The sequence below is a fragment of the Kingella pumchi genome (assembly GCF_022288825.1).
GTDB classification, from domain to species: domain Bacteria; phylum Pseudomonadota; class Gammaproteobacteria; order Burkholderiales; family Neisseriaceae; genus Kingella_D; species Kingella_D pumchi.
Genome location: NZ_JAKOOW010000022.1, coordinates 25,612 through 47,408 on the forward strand (window position 1 = coordinate 25,612; position 21,797 = coordinate 47,408).

The following is a 21,797-nucleotide window of genomic DNA, read 5'->3' on the forward strand; positions in this document are numbered from 1 at the left end:
GCTGGAACGGCTTCGGCTTAGGCGCACCCGTTGCCGGCAAAAAAGTCTCGCTCGCCGCCGAAATCAACTTTCCGTTCGACGGCATCAACCGCGCCCTATCCGGCGCATTCGCCGCAGACGAAAACGGCGACATTCTTGTTTTACACCGCGGCAAAATCCGCGGCGGCAAAGCCCTGTTTTTCCAATACTACCAAGGCGAAACCCTCAGCGCCGACGACGGCGGCAAACCCGACACCTTCGCCCTAATCGGCAGCCTGAACGATGCCGACTTTCCCGCCCAACTCGCCGCCTTTGTGCGCCAAATCCTAGACATCAAAGCCGCCGCCAAACGCGATGCGGCATAATTGTTTTGCAGGCTGCCCGCCCGCTGTCCAAGCAGCCTGAAAAGCCAATCAACAGGCAGCCTGAAAACGGTATTGCCCGATTTTCAGGCTGCTTTGCTTTTATTGGCGTAGGGTGTGCACCGCGCACCGAAGCGGTGGCCGGTGCGGTAAATGGTGCACGGTGTGCACCCTACGCGCGGAAACAAAGTCCCGTTTCAGGCTGCCTTGTCCGAGAAAAGCAGCCTGAAAAAACGCGCCGCCGGATGAATTTCCGGCGGCGCGTTTGCCCTTGGCTTTTGGGGCTTAGACCGGCTGGCTGCCGTATTCGGGGCGGCGCAGGGTTTCGCGCAGGGCGGTGTCGAGTTCGGCGAGCAGTGTTTCGGCGGCGGCGGGGGTGTCGCCGCGCACGTCGAAGTAGAACTTGACTTTGGGCTCGGTGCCGGAGGGGCGGACGATCAGGCGGCTGCCGTCGGCGAGGGTGTATTGCAGGATGTCGGCGGCGGGGCTTTCGGCTTGGTAGTCGCGGCATGCTTGGACGGCGCGGCCGGCGATTTCGCGCAGCGGGTTTTGGCGCAGGGTGGCGACCAGGGCGCCGGCGGCGGCGGGCGAGGCGGTGCGCAGCGAGAGCTGGGCGCTGGCGTAGATGCCGAACTCGGCTTCAAATTCGGCGATATGGTCGGCAAGGGTTTTGCCTTGTTTTTTCAGGCTGCATGCCAGCGCAACAAAGGCGGCGGCGGCGGAAATGCCGTCTTTGTCGCGCACTTTTTCGGGATCGGTGAGATAGCCGAGCGCTTCTTCGTAGCCGTAAATCAGATCGGGGATTTGGGCGATGTATTTGAAGCCGGTGAGGGTTTGTTGGCTGGCAAGGCCGTAGCGGCGGGCGATTTCGGCCAGCGCGGGCGAGGAGACCAGCGAGCAGGCGAGGGTGCCGCGGCGGCCGGCGGCTTGGGCGCGGCGGGCGGCGTCCCAGCCCAGCAGGCTGCCGATGGTGTTGCCGTGAAGGATTTTCCAGCCGCCGCTGCCGTCGGGAATGGCGGCGGCCAGCCGGTCGGCGTCGGGGTCGTTGGCGATAATCAGCTCGGCGCCGACGGCGTTTGCCAGCGCCTGCGCCAGATCGAGGGCGCCGGCTTCTTCGGGATTGGGAAAGGATACGGTGGGGAAACGGCCGTCGGGCTCGTTCTGCTCGGCCACGGCTTGCGGCAGCGGCAGCGAGGCAGCCTGAAAGGTTTTGAACAGCACTTCGCTGCCGACGCCGTGCAGGGCGGTGTAAACGTAGTTCAGCGGCACTTGGGTATCATCGATGCGCTCGGCGGTGGTGCGGATATAGCTGTCGATGCAGCTTTCGTCTAGGGTTTGGTAGTCCTGGCTGCGCGGCAGATTGCGGATGTCGCCGGCGGCGGCCTGGTCGATATGGCGGGCGATGTCGGCATCGGCGGGCGGCACAATTTGGCCGCCGCCGTTGGCCTTGCCCAGATAGACTTTGTAGCCATTGTCCTGCGGCGGGTTGTGGCTGGCGGTAACCATCACGCCGGCATCGGCGTCAAACAGGCGCAGGGCGTAGGCGAGCACGGGGGTAGGCAGCGGACGCGGCAGCAGCAGGGTGTGGATGCCGGCGCCGGCCATGATTTCGGCGCTGTCGCGGGCGAAGCGTTCGGAGTTTTTGCGCGCGTCAAAGCCGATAACGATGCTGGGACGCTCGGGATTGGCGGCTTTGATATAGGCGGTCAGGCCGGCTGCGCTTTGCGCCACCAGCACGCGGTTCATGCCCGAGGGGCCGGCCTGCAGCGGGCCGCGCAAACCGGCGGTGCCGAAGGTGAGACGGCCGGCGAAGCGGCTGGCGATTTCCTGCCGTGCGGCTTCGTTGCCGCTGCGGGCGGCGGCGAGCAGGGCGGAGAGTTCGGCACGGGTTTCGGGGTCGGGGTCTTGTGCCAGCCAGTTTTCGGCGGCGGCGTAGTCGTGCTGCATGGCTTTGCTCCTTTGCTTTGTTGGTTGGGTGTGGGTTTCAGGCTGCTTTTGTTTTCAGGCAGCCTGAAAGAGTTTGGGTGGGTGTTTGGTGCGCGGTGCGTACCCTACGGGGTGGGGGTTTCAGGCTGCTTGGTGCTGCAGGTAGCGTTCGAGCGGTTTGGGCAGGCCGTAGTCGGGCAGTTGGGCGGGGCTGACCCATTGGTAGGGGGCGGCGGGGGTTTCAGGCTGCCTGATACGGGCGGATAGGGGGATGATTTCCAGCAGGCGGTGGGTCAGGCGGTGGGTTAGGGGGATCTCTTCGTGCAGGGCGGCGGCGGGGCAGCCGCATTGTTCGGCAAAAGCGTGGGCGGCAGCCAGGCTGTCGAAGCTGGGCAGGCAGTAGAGGCCTGCCCAGATGCCTTTGGGCGGGCGTTTTGCCAGCAGCAGGCTGCCGTCGGCGCGGCGCAGGTCGAGCCAGTACAGGGTTTGCTGTTTGACGGCGGCGGTGCTTTTTTTGCGCGGCAGTTCGGCGGTGCGGCCGTCGCGGCGGGCGGCGCAGATGTCGTGCATCGGGCAGGCGGCGCAGTCGGGCTTACTGCGGCGGCAGACGGTGGCGCCCAAGTCCATCAGCCCCTGGGTGTAGGCGGCCATATCGGCGGCGGCCGGCGGCAGCAGTTGTTCGGCGTGCTGCCATAGTTGGCGCTCGAATGCTTTGTCGGCGGGGTCGCCGTCGAGGGCGAACAGGCGGCACAGCACGCGTTTGACGTTGCCGTCGAGTATGGTTTCGCGGCGGCCGAAGGCGAAGGCGGCAATGGCGGCGGCGGTGCTGCGGCCGACGCCGGCGAGTTTTTCCAATTCGCTGCGTTCGGCGGGGAAACGGCCGCCGAAGTCGCGGCTGACCTGCGCCGCGGCTTTGTGCAGGTTGCGGGCGCGGCTGTAGTAGCCCAGTCCCGCCCACAGCCGCAGCACTTCGTCTTCGGGCGCGGCGGCCAGGCTGGCAACATCGGGAAAGGCGCTGCGAAAACGCGGGTAGTAGTCGAGCACGGTGGCGACTTGGGTTTGCTGCAGCATGATTTCCGACAGCCACACGCCGTAGGCGTCGGCGCCCTGCCAGGGCAGGCCGTGGCGGCCGTGGCGGCGCTGCCAGCGGATCAGGCGCGGGGCGAACTCGCGGCGGACGGTGTCGGCATCGGCCGGTGCAAGGCAGCCTGAAACGGCATTCATGCTTTCAGGCTGCGTTGGCGGCGGGTTTCGGCGAGCACCATGCCGGTGCTGACGGAAACGTTCATGCTCTCGACGCTGCCATACATCGGAATCGACACCAGCGCGTCGCAATGCTCGCGGGTAAGGCGGCGCATGCCTTCGCCTTCGTTGCCCATCACCCACGCCACGCTCTCGGGCACCGGATAATGAAAGAGATCGGCATCGCCGCCCATATCGGTGCCGACGATCCAGATGCCGTATTCTTTGAGCTCGCGCAGGGTGCGGGCGAGGTTGGTTACGGTGATGTAGGGCAGGCTTTCGGCGGCGCCGCAGGCAACTTTGCTGACGGTGGCGTTCAGGCCGGCGCTGCGGTCTTTGGGGGTGATAACGGCGTGCACGCCCATCGCGTCGGCGGTACGCAGGCAGGCGCCGAGGTTGTGCGGGTCGGTAATGCCGTCGAGCACCAGTAAAAACGGCGGCTCTTTCAGGTTTTCCAGCACGTCTTCGAGATGGACGTGGTTTTTGGAAGCGTCGATAAAACCGGCCACGCCCTGATGGCGGGCGTTTTTGCAGATGGCGGCCAGGCGCTCGGCATCGGCAAAATGCACGCGCACATTGCATTTGGCCGCCTGCTCCAGCACATCGCGGGTGCGGGCATCGCTTTTGCCTTCCTGCACATAAAGTTCGAGTAGGCTTTTGGGGTTTTGCCACAGGCGGGCATTAACGGCGTGAAAGCCGTAGATCAGTCGTTTGTTGCTCATGGTGGGCAGCCTGAAAGTTATTGATAGCGAGTCAAAATGAAAAAGATACAAGGCAGCAAGCCGCAGACAGTACACCCAGTACGGCAAGGCGCAGCAACGCCGTAGGTTTTTTATTTGGGCTCGCTAGCAGCGCTGTCGATAATGCCGCCGCCCAAGCAGATATCGCCATCGTACAGCACGGCGGACTGGCCGGGGGTTACCGCCCATTGCGGCGCGTCGAATACCAGTTCGGCGCGGTTGTTGTCGAGATAGCGCAATTCGCAGGGCGCATCGGCCATGCGGTAGCGGGTTTTGCAGGTGTAGCGGCCGGGCGGCGGCGCGGCACCTTCGCGATCGCCGGCTTGCGCAGGCAGCGTCCAGCTTAGCTGGCTCATGGTCAGGCAGCCTGAAAACAGCAGCGGATGCTCGTGTCCCTGCACCACGATCAGTTTGTTGGCGGCCAAGTCTTTGCCGGCGACAAACCACGGCTCGCCGGCGCCGCCGATGCCCAGCCCTTTGCGCTGGCCGAGCGTGTAGAACATCAGGCCGATGTGTTTGCCGACCACTTTGCCTTCAGGCGTAACCATTTCGCCTTCGGCGGTGGGCAGGTATTTTTGCAGAAACTCGCGAAACGGGCGCTCGCCGATAAAGCAGATGCCGGTGCTGTCTTTTTTGGCGGCGGTGGGCAGATTGGCTTCGGCGGCGATGCGGCGCACTTCGGGCTTTTTCAGGCTGCCTAAGGGAAACAGCGCGCGCTCGAGCTGGTAGGGCTGCAGGCGGTAGAGAAAATAGCTTTGGTCTTTGTTGCCGTCGAGGCCTTTGAGCAGGTAGTGGCGGCCGTCGGCACGCACTTCTTTGCGCGCGTAGTGGCCGGTGGCCAGCGCTTGGGCGCCGTGTTCGAGCGCGTAGTCGAGAAAGGCTTTGAACTTGATTTCGGCGTTGCACAGCACGTCGGGATTGGGCGTGCGGCCGGCCTGGTATTCCTGCAGGAAATAGGCGAAAACCTTGTCTTTGTATTGGCCGGCGAAATTGACGATGTCGATGTCGATGCCGACGATATCGGCCACGGCGATGGCGTCGAACGAGTCCTGCTTGATGCTGCAGTACTCGTCGTTGTCGTCGTCTTCCCAGTTTTGCATAAAAACGCCGCGCACATGGTGCCCCTGCTGTTTCAAGAGCTGCGCGGTAACGGAAGAATCAACGCCGCCGGAAAGGCCGACGATGATGTTTTGCGGGGTGGAACTCATGGTGTGTCCGGTGAAAATCAGGCGGCGGATTTTACCCGATTTCGGCTGTTTTTTGGCTTTCAGGCTGCCTTTAAAGGCAGCCTGAAAAGGTGCGGGCAAGGTATTTTCGCTTTGCGCTTACTGCGGATAGCGGCAGCCGATAAATTCTTTGCCGGCAATTTTTTTGCCCGCTGCGTCGCTGACCGGCCAGAAGCCGTAATAGCGGCTGACGGTGATGTCTTGGTAGGGCGTCTCGCTGTTGCCCGACAAATCGGGTTCGCTGGCGGCGATGTCGCGGCCGAGCGGTATGCTTGCGTGTGTCTTTTGGCCGGCAATGCTGCGGGCGAATGCTTCGTCGGCCTGTTTGAGCCGTTGTGCCAGCGCCGGATAGCGGGCGATATCGACGGCCGCCAAAACGCCTTTGCCGCTAACGGTAAATTCGCGGATTTGCAGCACATCGCCGCCGGTGGGCTCGACAAGGCTGACCGGCTGGTCAAGGGTGTAACGCGCAAGTCTGCCGCCATAAGTGCCGGCGCGGCGCACAATGCCCGAATGCTGCCCTTCTGCAGGCAAATCCATGCGCCAAAGCTGCGCCTGAAGCGAAGTGTAGCGGCATTGCAGCACGGCTTTGATTTCGTCGGCGCTAATGCCTGTGTCGCCGGCGGCGGTATGTGCGGCCAGCAGCGCAACGACTAGGATGCTTAGACGGTATTTCATGTAAAAAACCTTGCGGGTTGGAAGACGGAAAAGGCAGCCTGAAAAGCGCTTGGCTGTTTTCAGGCTGCTTGAAAGCACGGTTTTACGCTTCGGCCACCGATTCGCGCTCGAAGGTTTTTTCGCAGTAGTGGCATTTGAGACGGATGTCGCTGCCGCGGGTGGCGATGTAGAAGCGGCTTTTTACCGGCTCGCCGTGGCTGGCGCAGTTGTGGTTGGGGCAGCGGAATACTTCGCTGATGGCCTCGGGCAGGGTCAGGCGCATTTTTTCCACCACTTCAAATCCCCTGATGCGGTTGACCACCGCCTGCGGCGCAAACAGCGCCAGCCGGTTGGCGTCTTCTTCTTTGAAGTGCACTTCCTTGATTTTAATGATGTCTTTGCTGCCCTGCGTTTTGCTCGGCAGGTTGAAGCCCACCGTTACCGCGTTGCCGTAGTGCAGGAGTTTGAACTGGCGCAGGATGGTCAGGCCGAGGCCTGCGGGGATGTGGTCGATTACGGTGCCGTTTTCAATGGCTTCTACGCTGAGTCGGGTGTTTTTCACGGGTGTCTCCTAAACGGTTTCGTTTAAAACCAGCGACAAAATCGCCATCCGCGCATACAGGCCGTTGCCCGCCTGCTGGAAGTAGTAGGCATAGGGCGTGGCATCGACGTCGGGGTGGATTTCATCGACGCGCGGCAGCGGGTGCAGCACGCGCAGATTGTCGCGCACGCCGGAGAGCAGCGCGGCGTTGAGGTTGAACTTGCCCTGGATGCGCGAAAATTCTTCGGCATCGAAACGCTCGCGCTGCACGCGGGTCATATACAGGATGTCCGCCCATTGCGCCGCGCTTTGCAGGTCGGTAAACACCTGCCAGCGGCAGCCGGCGTCGTCCAGCTCTTCGGTGATGTAGTCGGGCATGGCCAGCGTCGGCGGCGAGACGAAGGCAAATTCGCAGCCCCACAGTTTGAGCGCCTGTGCCAGCGAATGCACGGTGCGGCCGTATTTCAAGTCGCCGCACATGGCGATTTTCAGGCCGTTCAGGCGGCCTTGGGTTTCGTAGATGCTGACCAGATCGAGCAGGGTTTGGCTGGGGTGCTGGTTGGTGCCGTCGCCGGCGTTGATTACCGGCACCGCGGAAAATTCCGCCGCCAGCCGCGCCGCGCCGTCTTTGGGGTGGCGCTGGATGATGGCGTCGGCGTAGCCGGAGATGATGCGGGCGGTGTCGGCCAGGGTTTCGCCTTTTTTGGCGCTGGTGTTGGCGCCGTCGGAAAAACCGATCACCGTGCCGCCCAGCCGCTGCACGGCGGTTTCAAACGACAGGCGGGTGCGGGTGGAGGGCTCGAAAAAGCAGGAGGCAATCAGTTTGCCGGCCAGCAGGTCGCGGCGCGGTTCGGCTTTGAGTTTCAGCGCGGTATCCAGCAGCAGCTGCAGGCCTTCTTTGCCGCAGTCGGGCACGGAAATCAGGTGCTGCCGGTAAAACGGGTTGTTCATGGCGTTTCCTTTCTGGCGGGCAAAACAAAACCCGTCTGGCGGCAACGGGTCGGGAAAACAAAACATCCGCCGCGCTGCGGGCTGGCGGTGGATGCGAAATGGCGGCGGGTGCTCATGGCGGGTTTCCAAGCGGAAAAAAACGGGCGGATTATACGGCGTGCGCGCCGGCGGCGGCAAGGCGGGTGCTTTCAGGCTGCTTTGTTGTTGGCGCGTTTCAGGCAGCCTGAAAGTGTTTGGGCGGGTGTTTGGTGCGCGGGGCGCACCCTACAGGAGGGGTTTCAGGCTGCCTTTTTCTTTAGGGAGAGCAGTATAGGGTAGGTTATCCCAATAAAAGCAGCCTGAAAGGCGGATAGGGCTTTCAAGCTGCTTTTGGCGTTTTCAGGCTGCCGCTGTCGGCTTGGGCAGCCTGAAAATTATCGGCGGGAAAACGGTTTTACTCGTCGCCGGCTTCGGGGTGCAGGCGGCGGCAGACGGCGAGGATGGGGCTTAAGATGCTCTCGCCTAGGCGCAGCGAGCGCTGGCCGTTCCAGCCGAAATCGTCGTCGGGCAGGTTGTCGTTGTCTTTAAACGGCATCTCCAGCGTGTAGGCCAGGCAGCCGAAAGTGTTGCCCACATAGGCGGTGGCCATATTCAGATTGGCCTGGCCGGGCTGGTCTTTTTCGTAGCCGTGCTGGTCTTGGAAATCGGGCGAGGCAGCCTGAAAGGCGGTTTTGAACAGGCGCTCCAGCTCGGCGGTGTTGGGGCTGTAGTTCGGCACGCCTTCGGTGCCGGCTACGAACACATAGGGCAGGGTTTCGTCGCCGTGGATGTCGAGAAAGAGATCGACGCCGGTTTCGTGCATTTTCTCGCGCACATAATAAACTTCCGGGCTTTTCTCCACGCTCGGCTGCAGCCATTCGCGGTTGAGATTGGCGCCGCACGCATTGGTGCGCAGGTTGCCCAGCGCCGCGCCGTCGGGGTTCATGTTCGGAACAACGTAGAAGGTGGCCAAATCCAGCAGCGCGCGCGCCGTCGGGTCTTGGTGGTCGAGCAGTCGGGTGAGCAGCCCTTCCGCAAACCATTCGGCCATGCTCTCGCCCGGATGCTGGCGGGCGATAATCCACACTTTCAAATCGCTGTCCACGCAGTTGCCGATGGTCAGCAGATTGATGTCGCGCCCTTCGGGCGTGCTGCCCAAATCGCTGATCTGGCACAGGCCGCTGCCCTGCGCTTCGCCCAGCAGGTTCAAATGCTGCTCGTAGGAATAGGGTTCGAAATAGGCGTAATAAACGCTGTTGGCCAGCGGCGTGTGCTCGATCACAAGCTCGCCGTTTTCATAGCGGGTGGGCACGCGGAACCAGTTTTGGCGGTCGTAAGAAGCCACCGCCTGATAGCCGTCCCAGCCCTGCGGATAGGCCGCTTCGCCGGCATTGTCGAAGCGGATGCGGCAGGGCGTATAGGCCGCGCCCTGCAGGCGGAAGTAAAACCATTGTTTGAAGTCGGCGGCATTGTCCGGCCGCAGCGACAGACGGATATCGTCCGCCTTCGTGCAGTCGCGAACCACCACCGAACCGGCATCGAATCGGGTACTGATTTTCATGGCATCGGCCGTAAGTGGAGAAAGGCGGCATTATAGCGCAGGCAAACGCAAAGGCAGCCTGAAAACCGTTTTTGCGGCTTTCAGGCTGCCTTATCTTTACTGCCGGTTAATGCTTAGGCTTCTTCGTAGGCTTCGAGCGGCGGGCAGGTGCAGACGAGGTTGCGGTCGCCGTACACGTCGTCCACGCGTTTGACGCTGGGCCAGAATTTGTGTTCGCGGATGTGCGGCAGGGGGAACACGGCTTCTTCGCGGCTGTAGGGGTGCGTCCAGTCGCCGGTGAGGTCGGCGGCGGTGTGCGGGGCATTGACGAGCGGGTTGTCGTCTTTGGGCCAGGTGCCGTCGATGACTTTCTGCACTTCGCGGCGGATGGATTTGAGCGCAGCGATAAAGCGGTCGAGTTCGGCTTTGCTCTCGGACTCGGTGGGCTCGATCATCAGGGTGCCGGCCACGGGGAAGGAGACGGTGGGGGCGTGGAAGCCGTAGTCCATCAGGCGTTTGGCAATGTCGGTTTCGGTGATGCCGCTCTCGGCTTTGAGCGGGCGCAAATCGACGATGCACTCGTGGGCGACGCGGCCGTTTTTGCCGGTGTAGAGAATGGGATAGTCTTCGCTCAGGCGTTTGGCGACGTAGTTGGCGTTTAAGAGCGCCCATTCGGTGGCCTGTTTCATACCGCGTTTGCCCATCATGGTGATGTACATCCAGGTAATCGGCAGGATGCCGGCGGAGCCGTAAGGGGCGGCGGAAACGGCGCTTTGGCCGTCTGACGCGCCTTCGACGGGGCTGACGCTGTGGCTGGGCGCGAAGGGGGCGAGATGGGCTTTCAGGCCGATGGGGCCGACGCCGGGGCCGCCGCCGCCGTGGGGGATGCAGAAGGTTTTGTGCAGGTTCATGTGCAGCACGTCGGCACCGACTTCGGCCGGCTGCATGATACCGATTTGGGCGTTCATATTGGCACCGTCCATATACACCTGGCCGCCGTTGTCGTGGATGATTTGGCAGATTTCGCGGATGCCTTCTTCGTACACGCCGTGGGTGGAGGGGTAGGTGATCATCAGCGCGCCGAGGGTGTCTTTGTACTCTTGGGCTTTGGCTCTGAGATCGGCGACATCCACATTGCCGTGTTCGTCGGTATCGACAACGACGACTTTCATGCCCAGCATCTGCGCGGTGGCGGGGTTGGTGCCGTGGGCAGAACGCGGAATCAGGCAGACGTTGCGCTCGGGCTGGCCATTGGCTTCGTGGTAGCGGCGGATGGACAGGATGCCGGTGTATTCGCCCTGGGCGCCGGAGTTGGGCTGGATGGAGATGGCGTCAAATCCGGTAACGGCTTTGAGCTGCTCTTCCAGGCCGCGGATCATTTCCAGATAGCCTGCGGTCTGCTCGCGCGGGGCGAAGGGGTGGATTTCGGTGAACTCGGGCCAGGTAATCGGCAGCATTTCGCTGGTGGCGTTGAGCTTCATGGTGCAGGAGCCGAGCGAAATCATGCTGCGGTTCATCGCCAGGTCACGGTCTTCGAGTTTTTTCAGATAGCGCAGCATTTCGTGTTCGGTGTGGTAGCGGTTGAACACGGGGTGTTGCAGGATGGCGTCTTGGCGCAGCAGGCTTTCAGGCAGCCTGAAAGCCGCTTGGGCGGGCAGGGTGCCGCTTTGGCCGGTAAAGAGTTTCACCAGTTCGGCAAACTCTTCGGCGCTGGCCTGCTCGTGGAAGGCGACGGAGAGCACGGTATCGCCGGCGCGGCGCAGGTTGTAGCCCGCAGCGAGTGCGTTTTGGTAGATTTCGCCGGCTTTGGCTGCGCTGCCGCAATCGACGGCAACAGTGTCGAACAGGCTTTGGTGCAGCACTTTCAGGCTGCCTTCGCCTGCCAGCGCATCGGCAAAGGCCGAGGCCAGCGCGTGGATGCGGCGGGCGATGCGTTTGACGCCTTCGGGGCCGTGGTAAACCGCGTACATGCCCGATAGGTTGGCCAACAGCGCCTGCGCGGTGCAGATGTTGGACGTGGCTTTTTCGCGGCGGATGTGTTGCTCGCGGGTGGAGAGCGCCATGCGCAGCGCCGGTTTGCCCGCCGCGTCTTTCGATACGCCGATGATGCGGCCGGGCGAGGAGCGTTTGTATTCGTCTTTAAAGGCAAAGTAAGCCGCGTGCGGGCCGCCGAAGGCCATCGGCACGCCGAAGCGCTGGGTGTTGCCCAAAGCGATGTCGGCGCCGAGCGCGGCGGGCGATTTGAGTAGCACCAAGCTCATTACGTCGGCGGCCACGGCCACCACCGCGCCCTTGGCTTTCACGGCGGCAATCACGTCGGCCAGATCGGCCACATCGCCGTCTTTGCCGACGTATTGGAACAGCGCGCCGAAAAATTCGCCTTCCGAGGCAGCCTGAAAGCCGCCGACCACCAGCTCGAAGCCGAAATATTTGGCGCGGGTTTTGAGCACGTCCAGCGTTTGCGGATAAACGCGCTCGTCAACGAAAAAGCGGTTGGATTTGGATTTGCTCACGCGGTGCGCCATCGACATCGCTTCGGCGGCGGCGGTCGCTTCGTCCAAGAGCGAGGCGCCGGCCACTTCAAAGCCGGTCAAATCGATGCACATCTGCTGGAAGTTCAGCAGCGCTTCCAGGCGGCCTTGGGCGATTTCCGCCTGATAGGGGGTGTAGGCGGTGTACCAGCCGGGATTTTCCAGCACGTTGCGCAGAATCACATTGGGCAGACGGGTGGGGTAGTAGCCCAGCCCGATATAGGATTTTTTGATTTGGTTTTTGGCGGCGATGCCTTTGAGCTTGGCCAGCGCGTCGGCTTCGGAGAGCGCGTCGGGCAGCGGCACTTCGCCGGGCATGCGGATGCTCTGCGGCACGGTGTTGCCGATAAAGGACGCCATGTCCTTTTCGCCCAGCTCGGCCAGCAGCGCGGCTTGGTCGGGGAAGCTGATGTGGCGGGCGGCAAATTCGTCGCGGTTGAACAGATCTTGGAAATTCATAGTAATCCTCTCGGGTTGGGGAAAGAAAACCGGTGCGGCGCCCGCACGGCAGGCAGCCTGAAAGCGCGCATTCTATAACGGAACGCCGTTTTGGCATCCGCCATTATTTTCGACGCGCGCGCTTAAATGATTCATAGATTGGCGGCGGGGCAGGGCACTCGGATGTTTCAGGCTGCCTAGACTGTCGGCGGGGCAGCCTGAAAGTTTGGCGGGCAGACAAGTTTTCAGGCTGCTTTTTACCCAAAAGCAGCCTGAAAGCGGTGTTACAAACGCCAGTCGATCGGTGCGATGCCGTGCGCAGAAAGATAGGCGTTGGCCTGCGAGAAATGGCGGCAGCCGAAAAATCCGCGGTAGGCAGAAAGCGGCGAGGGGTGCGGTGCGGCCAGCACCAAATGGCGGCTGCGGTCAATCATCGCGCCTTTTTTCTGGGCGTGGCTGCCCCACAGCATAAACACCAGATGCTCGCGTTCTTGGTTTAGACCAGCAATCACGCGGTCGGTAAAGGTTTCCCAGCCGAGATTGGCGTGCGAGTGCGCCTGATGGGCGCGCACGGTGAGCACGGTGTTGAGCAGCAGTACGCCCTGCTGCGCCCATGAAGTCAGGCAGCCGTGCGGCGGAATCTGGAAACCGGGGATGTCTTCGGAAAGCTCTTTATAAATATTGGCCAGCGAGGGCGGAATCTGGACGCCCTCGCGCACCGAAAAGGCCAGCCCGTGCGCCTGGCCGGCGTTGTGATAGGGGTCTTGGCCGAGGATAACTGCCTTTACATCGGCAAAGGCAGTGTATTTGAAGGCGTTGAACACATCGGCCGCAGGCGGGTAAACGGCCTGCCCGCTTTCGCGCTCGCCGCGCACGGCGGCCAGGGTGTTTTGGAAATAGGGCTGCTGTTTTTCCGCGCCCAGAATGTCTTGCCAGGTGTGCATGGCGGCTGCTTTCATACGGTTGGAAGGAGGCGGCGCGCCGCTTTCAGGCTGCCTGAAACGGCGCGGGGCGCATTATAGCCGCCTTCTAATCCCTACTGCTTATTGTAATTTGCGGGCGAATCGGTAAGAATGCAGCGTTTTTTCCCCGTGGGACGACCGGCCTGCCGCGCCGCCCTGTGTTTCCATTCCGAAGAAGAAAAGGTAATTCATGAAACGCAATCTCAGCAAAATGACCTGCATCGAAGACCTGCGCCGCGTTGCCAAGCGCAAAGTGCCGAAGATGTTTTACGACTACGTAGCCTCCGGCTCGTGGACCGAAACCACCCTGCACGAAAACAGCAGCGACTTCGATCCCATCAAATTCCGCCAGCGGGTGCTGGTCAACATGGAAGGCCGCAGCCTCGCCACCAAAATGATCGGCCAGGACGTCCACATGCCGCTGGCCATCGCCCCCACCGGCTTCACCGGCATGATGCACGCCGACGGCGAAATCCTTGCCGCCCGCGCCGCCGAAAAATTCGGCATTCCGTTTTCACTCTCCACCATGTCGATCTGCTCGATTGAAGACGTGGCCGAGAATACCAGCGCGCCTTTCTGGTTCCAGCTGTATGTGATGCGCGACCGCGAATTTATGGAAAACCTGATCAAGCGCGCGCAAGCCGCCAAGTGTTCGGCCTTGATTCTGACCGCCGATTTGCAGGTACTCGGCCAGCGCCACCGCGACATCAAAAACGGCCTGTCCGCACCGCCCAAACCGACGCTGATGAACATTCTCAACCTGATGACCAAACCCGAGTGGGGCTTGGCGATGCTCAATACCGAGCGCCGCACCTTCCGCAATATCGTCGGCCATGCGAAAAACGTCGGCGATTTGTCTTCGCTCTCTTCCTGGACTTCCGAGCAGTTCGACCCGCGCCTTTCTTGGGACGACGTGGCCCGCATTAAAGATTTGTGGGGCGGCAAGCTCATCATCAAAGGCATTATGGAGCCGGAAGACGCCGAAATGGCGGTCAAATACGGCGCCGATGCGATTGTGGTTTCCAACCACGGCGGCCGCCAGCTCGACGGTGCGCCGTCCAGCATCCGCGCCCTGCCCGATGTGGTGCAGGCCGTCGGCAGCCAAACCGAAGTATGGCTCGACAGCGGCATCCGCAGCGGCCAGGACATGCTCAAAGCCTGGGCAATGGGCGCCCGCGGCTTTATGACCGGCCGCGCCTTCCTGTACGGCCTGGGTGCCTACGGCGAAGACGGCGTAACCCGTGCGCTGCAGATTATGTACAACGAAATGGACATCTCCATGGCCTTCACCGGCCACCGCGACCTGCAGGGCGTGGACGAGAGCATCTTGGTTAAAGGCACTTATCCGCTGCCCTCTTAAAGCCCTTTCCCACGATTAAAGGCAGCCTGAAAACCGGTTTTACGGTTTTCAGGCTGCCTTTTTGTTTGATTGAAACCGGCAGCAGGCGGCAGATTCGCCGCGTATGCAAAAACACCGGCTGTAAAAGCCGGTGCTTTCTGAATTTGGTGGAGGTAAGCGGGATCGAACCGCTGACCTCTTGCATGCCATGCAAGCGCTCTACCAACTGAGCTATACCCCCAAATTGTGGTGGCGAATCAGGGATTCGAACCCCGGACACAAGGATTATGATTCCTCTGCTCTAACCGACTGAGCTAATTCGCCGCTGCGTTTGGAAAGCGCGCACTATACTGTGGCGGCGTTTTCCTGTCAATGCGCCGGCGCGGCGGGATTTTTATTGGTTTGATTTGTCGGGAAATTAAATAAAGATTTTGTCGGGGTTGAACAGGTTTTGCGGGTCGAGATGCTGTTTGATTGCACGCATCAGCGCCATTTCTTCGGCGCTGCGCACTTGGGGCAGCCAGTGTTTTTTCAGGCTGCCGATGCCGTGTTCGGCGGCGATGGTGCCATCCAGCGCCAGCACATGGCGGTAAACGGTTTCGTTGATAGCCGCTTCGGCTTCGTACACCGAATTGTCCAGATGCCCGGGCAGAAAAGTGTTGTAGTGCAGCGAGCCGTCGCCCAGGTGGCCGAACAGCACGATTTTGATGCCGGCAAAACGTTCGGCCAGCTCGCGGCCGCAGGCGTCGGCAAATTCGGGCACGCGGGCGATCGGCAGGGCGATGTCGTGTTTGATGCTGGCGCCCAGACTGCGCTGGGCGGAGGAAATGTTTTCGCGCAGCGTCCACAATTCGCGCCGCTCTTGTTCCGACTGCGCCAGCACCGCATTGTCAAAACCGTTTTCCAGCAGGACTTCGGCCAGCAGCACGCCCAAATCCTGCTGCGGCAGGCTGTCGGTCAGCTCGATTAACACATGCCAGTCGGCATCGGCCGGTGCTTTCAGGCTGCTGAAAGAAGCCGACAATTCCAGCGCGTAGCGGCTGACCAGCTCGAAGCTACTCAAACGCTCGCCGAAGCGGTCGCGCACCAGCGCCAGCAGCCGCACCGCGTCGCCGATGCCGGCGGTGCCGACCCAGGCAGTAGCGTCCGACTGCGGTAGCGCAAACAGCTTCAGCGTGGCGGCGGTAATCACGCCCAGCGTGCCTTCGCTGCCGATAAAAAGCTGCTTGAGATCGTAGCCGGTGGTGTTTTTGTGCAGCGGCGCCAGCTGCGACACCAGCGAGCCGTCGGGCAGCACCACTTCCAGCCCCAGCACCAGATCGCGCATGGTGCCGTAGCGCAGCACGTTCAAGCCGCCGGCATTGCAGGCGATGTTGCCGCCGATCTGGCAGCTGCCGCCGCTGGCAAGCGACAAGGGGAAAAAACGGCCGGCGTCGCGCACCGCAGCGCGCAGGGTGTCGAGCACGCAGCCGGCTTCGACGGTAACCGCGTTATCCGCCAAATCAATGCGGCGGATGCGGTTGATGCGGCTCAGGTTGAGTATCACGCCGCCATCGGCGCAGCTGCCGCCCACCAGGCCGGTGTTGCCGCCCTGCGGGGTCAGGGTGATGCCGCGCTCGCGGCAAAAACGCACCAGCGCCTGCACCGCCGCCACGCTGGCGGGCAGCGCCACCACGGTATCGGGGCTGAAATAACGGCGGCGCTGGTCGGTTTGGTAGGGGGTGGGATCGGCGGCGATTTCGTTTTCGCCGAGTATGGCGCGCAGCTCGGCGCGCAGGGTATTGGGAGACATGGCGGGCAGCCTGAAAAAACGGGCGCGGTGCCGGCAGGCATCGGGCGGGTGAACGGGAAAACGGGGCGGGATAAAAGCAGCCTGAAAACGCCGGCGGTGCCGGGGCGGATGTTTTCAGGCTGCCTGAATGCTTGGTGGTTGTCTATTTCGGAAAGGCAGCCTGAACAGCCTTGGTGCCGTTTCAGGCTGCTTTAAACGCTTTGGGCAGCCTGAAAAGCCGCGCGGGCGCGGGCGAGATCGGCGGCGGTATCGACGCCGGCGGGCGGGGCTTCGGCGGCGGTTTCGACGGCGATGTCAAAACCGTGCCACAGCGCGCGCAGCTGCTCAAGACTTTCCAGCGTTTCCGGCGGCGCGGGCGGCAGGGCGGCGTAGCGGCGCAGAAAGCCGACGCGGTAGGCGTAGATGCCGATGTGGCGCAGCGGCGCCGGTTCGGGCAGACGGCCGTGCGCCATCGAATCGCGCGGGTAGGGAATCGGCGCGCGGCTGAAATACAGGGCGCGGCCTTGGGCGTCGGTCAGGACTTTCACGCAGTTGGGATTGGTGAACTCGGCAAAGTCGGCAACCGGATGGGCGGCAGTCGCCATCGCGCAGCCGCTATCGTGCAGGGCGGCGGCAACGCGGCCGATCAGCGCCGGCGGAATCAGCGGCTCGTCGCCCTGCACATTGACCACGGTTTCACCGTCGGCCAGACCGAGCAGGGCGGCGGCTTCGGCCAGACGGCTGGTGCCGCTGGCGTGATCGGCGGCGGTCATCACGCAGTCGATGTGATGTTCGCGGCAGGCAGCCTGAATGTCGGCGTGGTCGGTGGCGACGCACACCCGCTGCGCGCCGCTTTTGACGGCCTGTTCGGCGGTGCGTACCACCATCGGTTTGCCGCCGATGTCGGCCAGCGCTTTGTTGGGCAGGCGGGTGGACGCGAGCCGCGCGGGCACAATCACGCTGAAGATGCTCATGAATCGATTTCCAAATCGCTCAGTTCGCGGGCTTCGTCGGGCAGCATAATCGGGATGCCGTCGCGGATGGGAAAGGCGAGCTTGGCGGCTTTGCTCCACAGTTCCTGTTTGTCGGCGTGGTATTCGAGCGGTTTTTTGGTCAGCGGGCAGACCAAAATAGCAAGGGTTTCGCGGTTCATGGCGGTTTTCCGTTTTCAGGCAGCCTGAAACAGGCTGCGGGTTGGCGTTTGGGGCGTTCAGGCTGCTTGGCGTGGCGCTTGTTACAGTTTCAGACGCGCACGCACGAAAGCAGCCAAATCGGGCGCGATTATCGCACAAACCGGCAGCACCCAGATATTGCCGGCGGCTGCGGGCGGCAGTTTGACCGCGTCTTTTTCGGTGATAAAAACGTAGTCGGCTGCAGGCAGTTTGGCCGGGTCGATGGCGGCGTGGTCGGGCAGGGCGGTGGCAGAGTCGAGACAAAAGCCCTGCTGCGCCAATTCGTGGAAAAAGCGCTCGGGGCGGGCGATGGCGGCGGCGGCGGCGCAGCGCGTGCCGGCGGGGATGTCGGCGGGCGACAGGGTTTCGGCGGGGCGGCCGAAGCGGTAGGGGCGGCCGGCTGCGGTGCGGCTGTAAAAACGCGCTGCAGGCAGCCTGAAAAGTTTTTCGGCGCTGCGGGCGGTATCGGTACCGCCGTTGGAAAACAGCACCGCATCGGCCGCGGCCAGTCTGGCAAGCGGCTCGCGCAGGCTGCCGTTGGGCAGCAGGTCGGGGCGGCGTCCGGCGTCGGCGGCGGGATAGACGACGATTTCCAAATCGCGCGCCAAGCGGTAGTGCTGCAGGCCGTCGTCGCACACCAAAAGCGTGAGCTCGGGATGGACGGCCATCAGGGCGCGGGCGGCGGCGGCACGGTCGGTGCCGACGGCCACCGGCGCGCCGGTTTGGCGGTAGAGCATCAGTGGCTCGTCGCCGGCCTGGTCAGCGCTGCTGCTGTCGTTTAACACATGGATATCGCCGCTGCGGCGGCCGTAGCCACGGCTGACGATGCCGGCGGCGACGCCCTGCCGGCGCAGTTCGCGCACCAGCGCGGCGGTAACCGGCGTTTTACCGGTGCCGCCGCTGTGCAGATTGCCCACCACCACCACCGGCAGCGGCAGTTTTTCGCTTTTCAGGCAGCCTGAAAGATACAGGCGCCGCCGCAGCGATACGGCAGCCTGAAACAGCCGCGAGAAGCCGTAGAGCAATATGGTCAGCAGCAAATTGGGCTGCTGCCAGTGGCGCTCGATAATGCGTTGCAGCGACATTTCAGGCTGCCTCCTGCTTGGCGCCGCTTTTGAGCGAGCCGAGATAAATCGCCAGCATGGTCAGCGCCGCGCCCGCCCATTGCAGGGCGCTGACCGGCTTGTGCAGAAACACGCTGTCGATCAGCAGTGCCGCCACCGGCTCGGCCAGCAGTAAAAGACCAGTAAGCGCCAGCGACAGCAGCGGAATCGAGTAGGCAATCATGCCCCAGGCCAGGCACTGCATCACGATGCCGTAAACGATTACCCAGCCGGCTTCCGTCCAATCGGCGGGAAAAAAACGGTTGCTCTCCCAAAGCAGCGAAATCGGCAGCAGCGCCGCCATGCCGCCGACGCTGATCAGAAACATCAGCGGAAAAATGCCCACCGGCCCGGCCTGCTGGGTTTGGCGCACGAAAACCATCGACACCGCCAGCATCACGCCCGACAGCAGCCCCGACACCAGCCCCCAGCCGGCCTGTACGTTGTGGCCGAACTCGGGCACGGCAATCATCGCCACGCCGCCGATTGCCGCCAGCAGTCCCGCCAGCTGCAGCCTGCCCAGCGTTTCGCCGAACAGCATCAGCCCGATGGCGGTCAGCCAGAAAATCTGCAGGCAGTTGAGCACGGTGGAAATGCCCGGGCCGACGGCGCGGATGCTCTCGTGCCACAGCGCCAGATCGAAGGCGAGAAACACGCCCGCCAGCAGCGCTCCGGCCAGCGCCCTGCGGCTTTGCGGCCAGCGCTGGCCGGACAGGCGCACCAGCGGCAGAAAAACCGCGGCCGCTACCGCCAGCCGCCAAAAGGCAACGGCATAAGCGCCCAGCGACACCCGCGCCACAATCACGCTGCCCAGCCCGAACAATACCGAGCCGGCCACCAGCAAAATGCCCGCGCTGCGCGGCCTGAGCGTCGCTTGCATGTTTTCTCCTTGGGTGCTTGTTCTGATAAAAGCGGCGAGTATAGCAAACAAAACGCCGGCAGCCGTTTTCAGGCTGCCTGTTGCCGCTGCCGCAAAGATTCGAGCAGATACTTGGCAAAAGTTTGACAGCGCCGCCGTCAGGCAATAACCTGCCCCCGTTTCCGGCTGGCATGATGCCGGTCGGATAAGCGATAATTAGGAAAGGAGCCACTTATGAAAACTTCCCCGTTTGCCGCCCTGCTGCTGGCAGCCGCGCTTGCCGCCTGCGGCGGCCAGCAAAACGACGGTGCCGTCGAGGCCGCCGTTTCCGAAGCCGCTGCGGTAGAAACCGCGTCCGACAGCGCCGTTGAAATGCCCGCCGAACCGGTGGCCGTGGGCGAGCTGCCGCCGGTCTGCCGTCAGGCGGTAGCCGAAAACGAGAAATACATCGCCACCCTGAGCGGCGAGGAAAAAGCAGAGGAGCAAAAACATCTCGACGAATGGCTGGCGCAGCTCAAACTCGCCGAGCCGGCCGAGCAGGAAGAAAGCTGCAAAACGGCGCTGGAAGCGGAAAAAGACTAAAGCGTACCGTTTGCCCCAAGAAAAAACCGCATGCCTGAAGCAGGGCATGCGGTTTTGTTTTGCGTTTGGTTTGGGTTGTCAGGCAGCCTGAAAGGTTTTCAGGCTGCTTGGGCGTAAGCGGCGCAGCAGCTTCGTTTCGTGTCTTTTGGCGTTTTTTGGTGCGCGCGGCGCACCCTACCGGCTTTCAGGCTGCCTTTCTTTCAGGTTTCAGGCTGCTTTTGGGGAGCGCGGCTTGCGGACGCTTATTCCGCCGCCGGTGTCGAGGCGGCGGAGGCGGCCGCGTTGCCGTCTGCGCCATCGTGGCCGAGTGCGGCGGAAACGGTGGCGGCAGCCTGAAGGTCGGCGGGCATCGGGCTGTTGTCGGGGGTGGCGGAAAGGTCGTCGAGCAGGCGGCGGTATTCGGGCGAGGTGCGCAGCAGCACGGCGGCGGCCTGCTTGAGCGCGTTCACTTCCGAGGGCAGCAGCCTGAAACTGGTAGAGATGTTCAGCACCTGCTCTTTAAGCACCGAGGGCGGCAGGTCGCGCAGCTGCAGGCTGACGAAATACACCCGCGGCGCGCCGCCGCCGGCCGGCAGTTTGGCGTTCCACTGGTCGGTGTAGGCGCGTACCTGGCGCAGCGATTCCTGCGAATTGCGGTCGATGGGTACATTGACCACGGCATCGAGTACCGGCTTAAAGCCCGGCACGTCGGCGCTTTGGTCGATGGGGCTGCCGGCCTGGTTTTGCGCGTTGACGCTGATAAGCACCACCCGTTTGAGCCGGTTTTCCGCCAGACTGCGCTGCAGCAGCGCCTGCGGGTGGACGACGGTGCCGTCGAGCAGGCCGCGCAGGGCGAGGTTGTCGGTCAGGCCGCCGTCGAGCAGGTGGATAAAGGGGCGTTTGCCGCCGTCGGTATAGGCTTCGATCTGGCGCAGGTATTCTTTGCGTGTTTCGTCCTGCAGCCGGCCTTCGCCGTCTTGGGGCTTTGATGGCGCCTGCAGATGCGCCGGCGGCCGGTAGCCGCAGCGGCCGCCGTTGTTGTTGAGCGTGATCGGACTAAACACCAGCGGCACCGCGCTGGAAGCGGCCACGGCGCGGGCAATCGGCAGCTTGGCAAGGTTCAGACACATCGGGTCGAAGTATTCCTGCACGAAATCGAAGCGGCTGCCGAGGCTCATATCGGTGGCGGAAATCACCGCAAACGGCCCTTTGCGCCGTTTTTCCAAATCGCCGAAGGTGGTCTGGCCGAAAAGGGCGGTTTCAAACTGCTCCTGCACCAGATCGCTGCGGCCGAACTGCGGCGAAGTCAGCCGCGGCATATTGGCCAGCGAAAACACCTGGCCGGCTACCTGCCGCTGGAAATTCTGTTTGAGAAAACGCTTTTCAAAGGCGGGAATGCTGTCTTTGCCGTGCAGCGAATAATAGGCCGCCAGCACCGAGCCGCCGGACACGCCGTACACCAGGTCGGTGCTCTCGAGCAGGCTCTGGCGCCGGCCGCCGATTTCGACCTGCTGGCGGTTCAGCTGCTCGAGCACGCCGTAGCCGAAGGCCGCCGCCCGGCTGCCGCCGCCGGAAAAGGCCAGCACCAGCAGCGTGTCGTCTTCGCTCTGGCCGAAGCGGCTGCCGAGACGGTAGCCGCTGCCGGGATCGATTTTGTCTATGGTTTCCAGCGGCTGGTAGGACACCAGCGAGCAGGAACACAGCAGCAGCGCCGCGGCCAGGCGCAGCAGTCGGAAAACGGTGCCGGACATGGCAGGCTCCTTAAAATCAGGTAATGCGGACGCGCTATTTTCGCATATCTGCCGACGGGGCGGGACGGGCGCTGCGGGCGGCCGCAGCGTTTTCAGGCTGCCTTTAAAGCGGCTTTTAAGGCAGCCTG

Annotated in this window: 18 protein-coding genes, 2 tRNA genes and 1 pseudogene; 3 read left to right on the forward strand and 18 right to left on the reverse strand. The window is 62.7% G+C overall.

Annotated elements, in window-relative coordinates:
- A pseudogene (locus MB824_RS05155) lies at positions 1-344 on the forward strand (restriction endonuclease); the annotation flags it as partial.
- 282 nt (positions 345-626) lie between these two features.
- Here the strand turns inward: MB824_RS05155 and MB824_RS05160 are convergent.
- From MB824_RS05160 to ung, 10 genes are all read right to left on the reverse strand, one after another.
- Positions 627-2,288, reverse strand: a complete 1,662-nt coding sequence (locus tag MB824_RS05160) for a phospho-sugar mutase (RefSeq protein ID WP_238746522.1) — start codon at positions 2,286-2,288, stop codon at positions 627-629.
- 120 nt (positions 2,289-2,408) lie between these two features.
- A complete protein-coding gene (mutY, locus tag MB824_RS05165; protein WP_238746524.1) occupies positions 2,409-3,491 on the reverse strand; it encodes an A/G-specific adenine glycosylase in 1,083 nt (360 codons plus the stop codon).
- On the reverse strand, positions 3,488-4,231 hold the full coding sequence (gene rlmB, locus MB824_RS05170) for a 23S rRNA (guanosine(2251)-2'-O)-methyltransferase RlmB (protein ID WP_238746526.1): 744 nt from the start codon (positions 4,229-4,231) through the stop codon (positions 3,488-3,490). Before rlmB ends, mutY begins: the two co-directional genes overlap by 4 nt.
- Positions 4,232-4,341: 110 nt before the next feature.
- Positions 4,342-5,457, reverse strand: coding sequence for a tRNA 2-thiouridine(34) synthase MnmA (gene mnmA / locus MB824_RS05175; protein WP_238746625.1), 1,116 nt, complete (start codon positions 5,455-5,457; stop codon positions 4,342-4,344).
- Positions 5,458-5,574: 117 nt separating this feature from the next.
- Positions 5,575-6,153: a hypothetical protein gene (locus MB824_RS05180; protein WP_238746527.1), complete on the reverse strand. Its 579-nt coding sequence runs from the start codon at positions 6,151-6,153 to the stop codon at positions 5,575-5,577.
- An 82-nt stretch (positions 6,154-6,235) separates the two neighbouring features.
- Positions 6,236-6,694 (reverse strand): aspartate carbamoyltransferase regulatory subunit, encoded by a 459-nt coding sequence (gene pyrI / locus MB824_RS05185; RefSeq protein ID WP_238746528.1) that lies wholly within the window; start codon positions 6,692-6,694, stop codon positions 6,236-6,238.
- A 9-nt stretch (positions 6,695-6,703) separates the two neighbouring features.
- The gene (gene pyrB / locus MB824_RS05190) at positions 6,704-7,624 is read right to left on the reverse strand and encodes an aspartate carbamoyltransferase (protein ID WP_238746529.1); all 921 of its coding nucleotides are present in this window, start codon (positions 7,622-7,624) and stop codon (positions 6,704-6,706) included.
- Positions 7,625-8,057: 433 nt separating this feature from the next.
- Complete coding sequence (locus MB824_RS05195) at positions 8,058-9,203, reverse strand: M14 family metallopeptidase (protein WP_238746530.1); 1,146 nt, start codon at positions 9,201-9,203, stop codon at positions 8,058-8,060.
- Between the two features lie 113 nt (positions 9,204-9,316).
- On the reverse strand, positions 9,317-12,172 hold the full coding sequence (gene gcvP, locus MB824_RS05200; RefSeq protein ID WP_238746531.1) for an aminomethyl-transferring glycine dehydrogenase: 2,856 nt from the start codon (positions 12,170-12,172) through the stop codon (positions 9,317-9,319).
- 263 nt (positions 12,173-12,435) lie between these two features.
- The gene (gene ung, locus MB824_RS05205; protein WP_238746532.1) at positions 12,436-13,095 is read right to left on the reverse strand and encodes a uracil-DNA glycosylase; all 660 of its coding nucleotides are present in this window, start codon (positions 13,093-13,095) and stop codon (positions 12,436-12,438) included.
- Between the two features lie 208 nt (positions 13,096-13,303).
- Between ung and MB824_RS05210 the strand changes: the two genes are divergently transcribed.
- Positions 13,304-14,473 carry an alpha-hydroxy acid oxidase gene (locus tag MB824_RS05210; RefSeq protein ID WP_238746533.1) on the forward strand — a complete coding sequence of 390 codons (1,170 nt, stop codon included), beginning with the start codon at positions 13,304-13,306 and terminating at the stop codon, positions 14,471-14,473.
- A gap of 144 nt (positions 14,474-14,617) precedes the next feature.
- Here MB824_RS05210 and MB824_RS05215 read toward each other — a convergent pair.
- The 7 genes from MB824_RS05215 to MB824_RS05245 all read right to left on the reverse strand — a co-directional run bounded on the left by MB824_RS05215 (position 14,618) and on the right by MB824_RS05245 (position 19,378).
- Positions 14,618-14,693, reverse strand: a tRNA-Ala gene (locus MB824_RS05215).
- Between the two features lie 6 nt (positions 14,694-14,699).
- Positions 14,700-14,776 (reverse strand) — tRNA-Met (locus tag MB824_RS05220).
- Positions 14,777-14,870: 94 nt separating this feature from the next.
- Positions 14,871-16,244 carry an FAD-binding oxidoreductase gene (locus MB824_RS05225; RefSeq protein ID WP_238746534.1) on the reverse strand — a complete coding sequence of 458 codons (1,374 nt, stop codon included), beginning with the start codon at positions 16,242-16,244 and terminating at the stop codon, positions 14,871-14,873.
- A gap of 191 nt (positions 16,245-16,435) precedes the next feature.
- Complete coding sequence (kdsB, locus tag MB824_RS05230; protein ID WP_238746535.1) at positions 16,436-17,197, reverse strand: 3-deoxy-manno-octulosonate cytidylyltransferase; 762 nt, start codon at positions 17,195-17,197, stop codon at positions 16,436-16,438.
- Complete coding sequence (locus MB824_RS05235; protein WP_238746536.1) at positions 17,194-17,376, reverse strand: Trm112 family protein; 183 nt, start codon at positions 17,374-17,376, stop codon at positions 17,194-17,196. Before MB824_RS05235 ends, kdsB begins: the two co-directional genes overlap by 4 nt.
- An 81-nt stretch (positions 17,377-17,457) precedes the next feature.
- The gene (gene lpxK / locus MB824_RS05240; protein ID WP_238746537.1) at positions 17,458-18,480 is read right to left on the reverse strand and encodes a tetraacyldisaccharide 4'-kinase; all 1,023 of its coding nucleotides are present in this window, start codon (positions 18,478-18,480) and stop codon (positions 17,458-17,460) included.
- Between the two features lies 1 nt (position 18,481).
- Positions 18,482-19,378 (reverse strand): DMT family transporter, encoded by an 897-nt coding sequence (locus MB824_RS05245; protein ID WP_238746538.1) that lies wholly within the window; start codon positions 19,376-19,378, stop codon positions 18,482-18,484.
- Positions 19,379-19,591: 213 nt separating this feature from the next.
- Between MB824_RS05245 and MB824_RS05250 the strand changes: the two genes are divergently transcribed.
- A complete protein-coding gene (locus MB824_RS05250; RefSeq protein ID WP_238746540.1) occupies positions 19,592-19,939 on the forward strand; it encodes an anti-anti-sigma factor in 348 nt (115 codons plus the stop codon).
- A gap of 242 nt (positions 19,940-20,181) precedes the next feature.
- Here the strand turns inward: MB824_RS05250 and MB824_RS05255 are convergent, their stop codons facing one another.
- Complete coding sequence (locus MB824_RS05255; RefSeq protein WP_238746542.1) at positions 20,182-21,669, reverse strand: patatin-like phospholipase family protein; 1,488 nt, start codon at positions 21,667-21,669, stop codon at positions 20,182-20,184.
- Positions 21,670-21,797: the final 128 nt, after the last annotated feature.

Bases quoted from the DNA above. Each gene is read 5' to 3' on its own strand.
- MB824_RS05160 (WP_238746522.1), bottom strand. From the start codon at position 2,288: ATGCAGCACGACTACGCCGCCGCCGAAAACTGGCTGGCACAAGACCCC.
- mutY (WP_238746524.1), bottom strand. From the start codon at position 3,491: ATGAATGCCGTTTCAGGCTGCCTTGCACCGGCCGATGCCGACACCGTC.
- rlmB (WP_238746526.1), bottom strand. From the start codon at position 4,231: ATGAGCAACAAACGACTGATCTACGGCTTTCACGCCGTTAATGCCCGC.
- mnmA (WP_238746625.1), bottom strand. From the start codon at position 5,457: ATGAGTTCCACCCCGCAAAACATCATCGTCGGCCTTTCCGGCGGCGTT.
- MB824_RS05180 (WP_238746527.1), bottom strand. From the start codon at position 6,153: ATGAAATACCGTCTAAGCATCCTAGTCGTTGCGCTGCTGGCCGCACAT.
- pyrB (WP_238746529.1), bottom strand. From the start codon at position 7,624: ATGAACAACCCGTTTTACCGGCAGCACCTGATTTCCGTGCCCGACTGC.
- MB824_RS05195 (WP_238746530.1), bottom strand. From the start codon at position 9,203: ATGAAAATCAGTACCCGATTCGATGCCGGTTCGGTGGTGGTTCGCGAC.
- gcvP (WP_238746531.1), bottom strand. From the start codon at position 12,172: ATGAATTTCCAAGATCTGTTCAACCGCGACGAATTTGCCGCCCGCCAC.
- ung (WP_238746532.1), bottom strand. From the start codon at position 13,095: ATGCACACCTGGCAAGACATTCTGGGCGCGGAAAAACAGCAGCCCTAT.
- MB824_RS05210 (WP_238746533.1), top strand. From the start codon at position 13,304: ATGAAACGCAATCTCAGCAAAATGACCTGCATCGAAGACCTGCGCCGC.
- MB824_RS05225 (WP_238746534.1), bottom strand. From the start codon at position 16,244: ATGTCTCCCAATACCCTGCGCGCCGAGCTGCGCGCCATACTCGGCGAA.
- kdsB (WP_238746535.1), bottom strand. From the start codon at position 17,197: ATGAGCATCTTCAGCGTGATTGTGCCCGCGCGGCTCGCGTCCACCCGC.
- MB824_RS05235 (WP_238746536.1), bottom strand. From the start codon at position 17,376: ATGAACCGCGAAACCCTTGCTATTTTGGTCTGCCCGCTGACCAAAAAA.
- lpxK (WP_238746537.1), bottom strand. From the start codon at position 18,480: ATGTCGCTGCAACGCATTATCGAGCGCCACTGGCAGCAGCCCAATTTG.
- MB824_RS05245 (WP_238746538.1), bottom strand. From the start codon at position 19,378: ATGCAAGCGACGCTCAGGCCGCGCAGCGCGGGCATTTTGCTGGTGGCC.
- MB824_RS05250 (WP_238746540.1), top strand. From the start codon at position 19,592: ATGAAAACTTCCCCGTTTGCCGCCCTGCTGCTGGCAGCCGCGCTTGCC.
- MB824_RS05255 (WP_238746542.1), bottom strand. From the start codon at position 21,669: ATGTCCGGCACCGTTTTCCGACTGCTGCGCCTGGCCGCGGCGCTGCTG.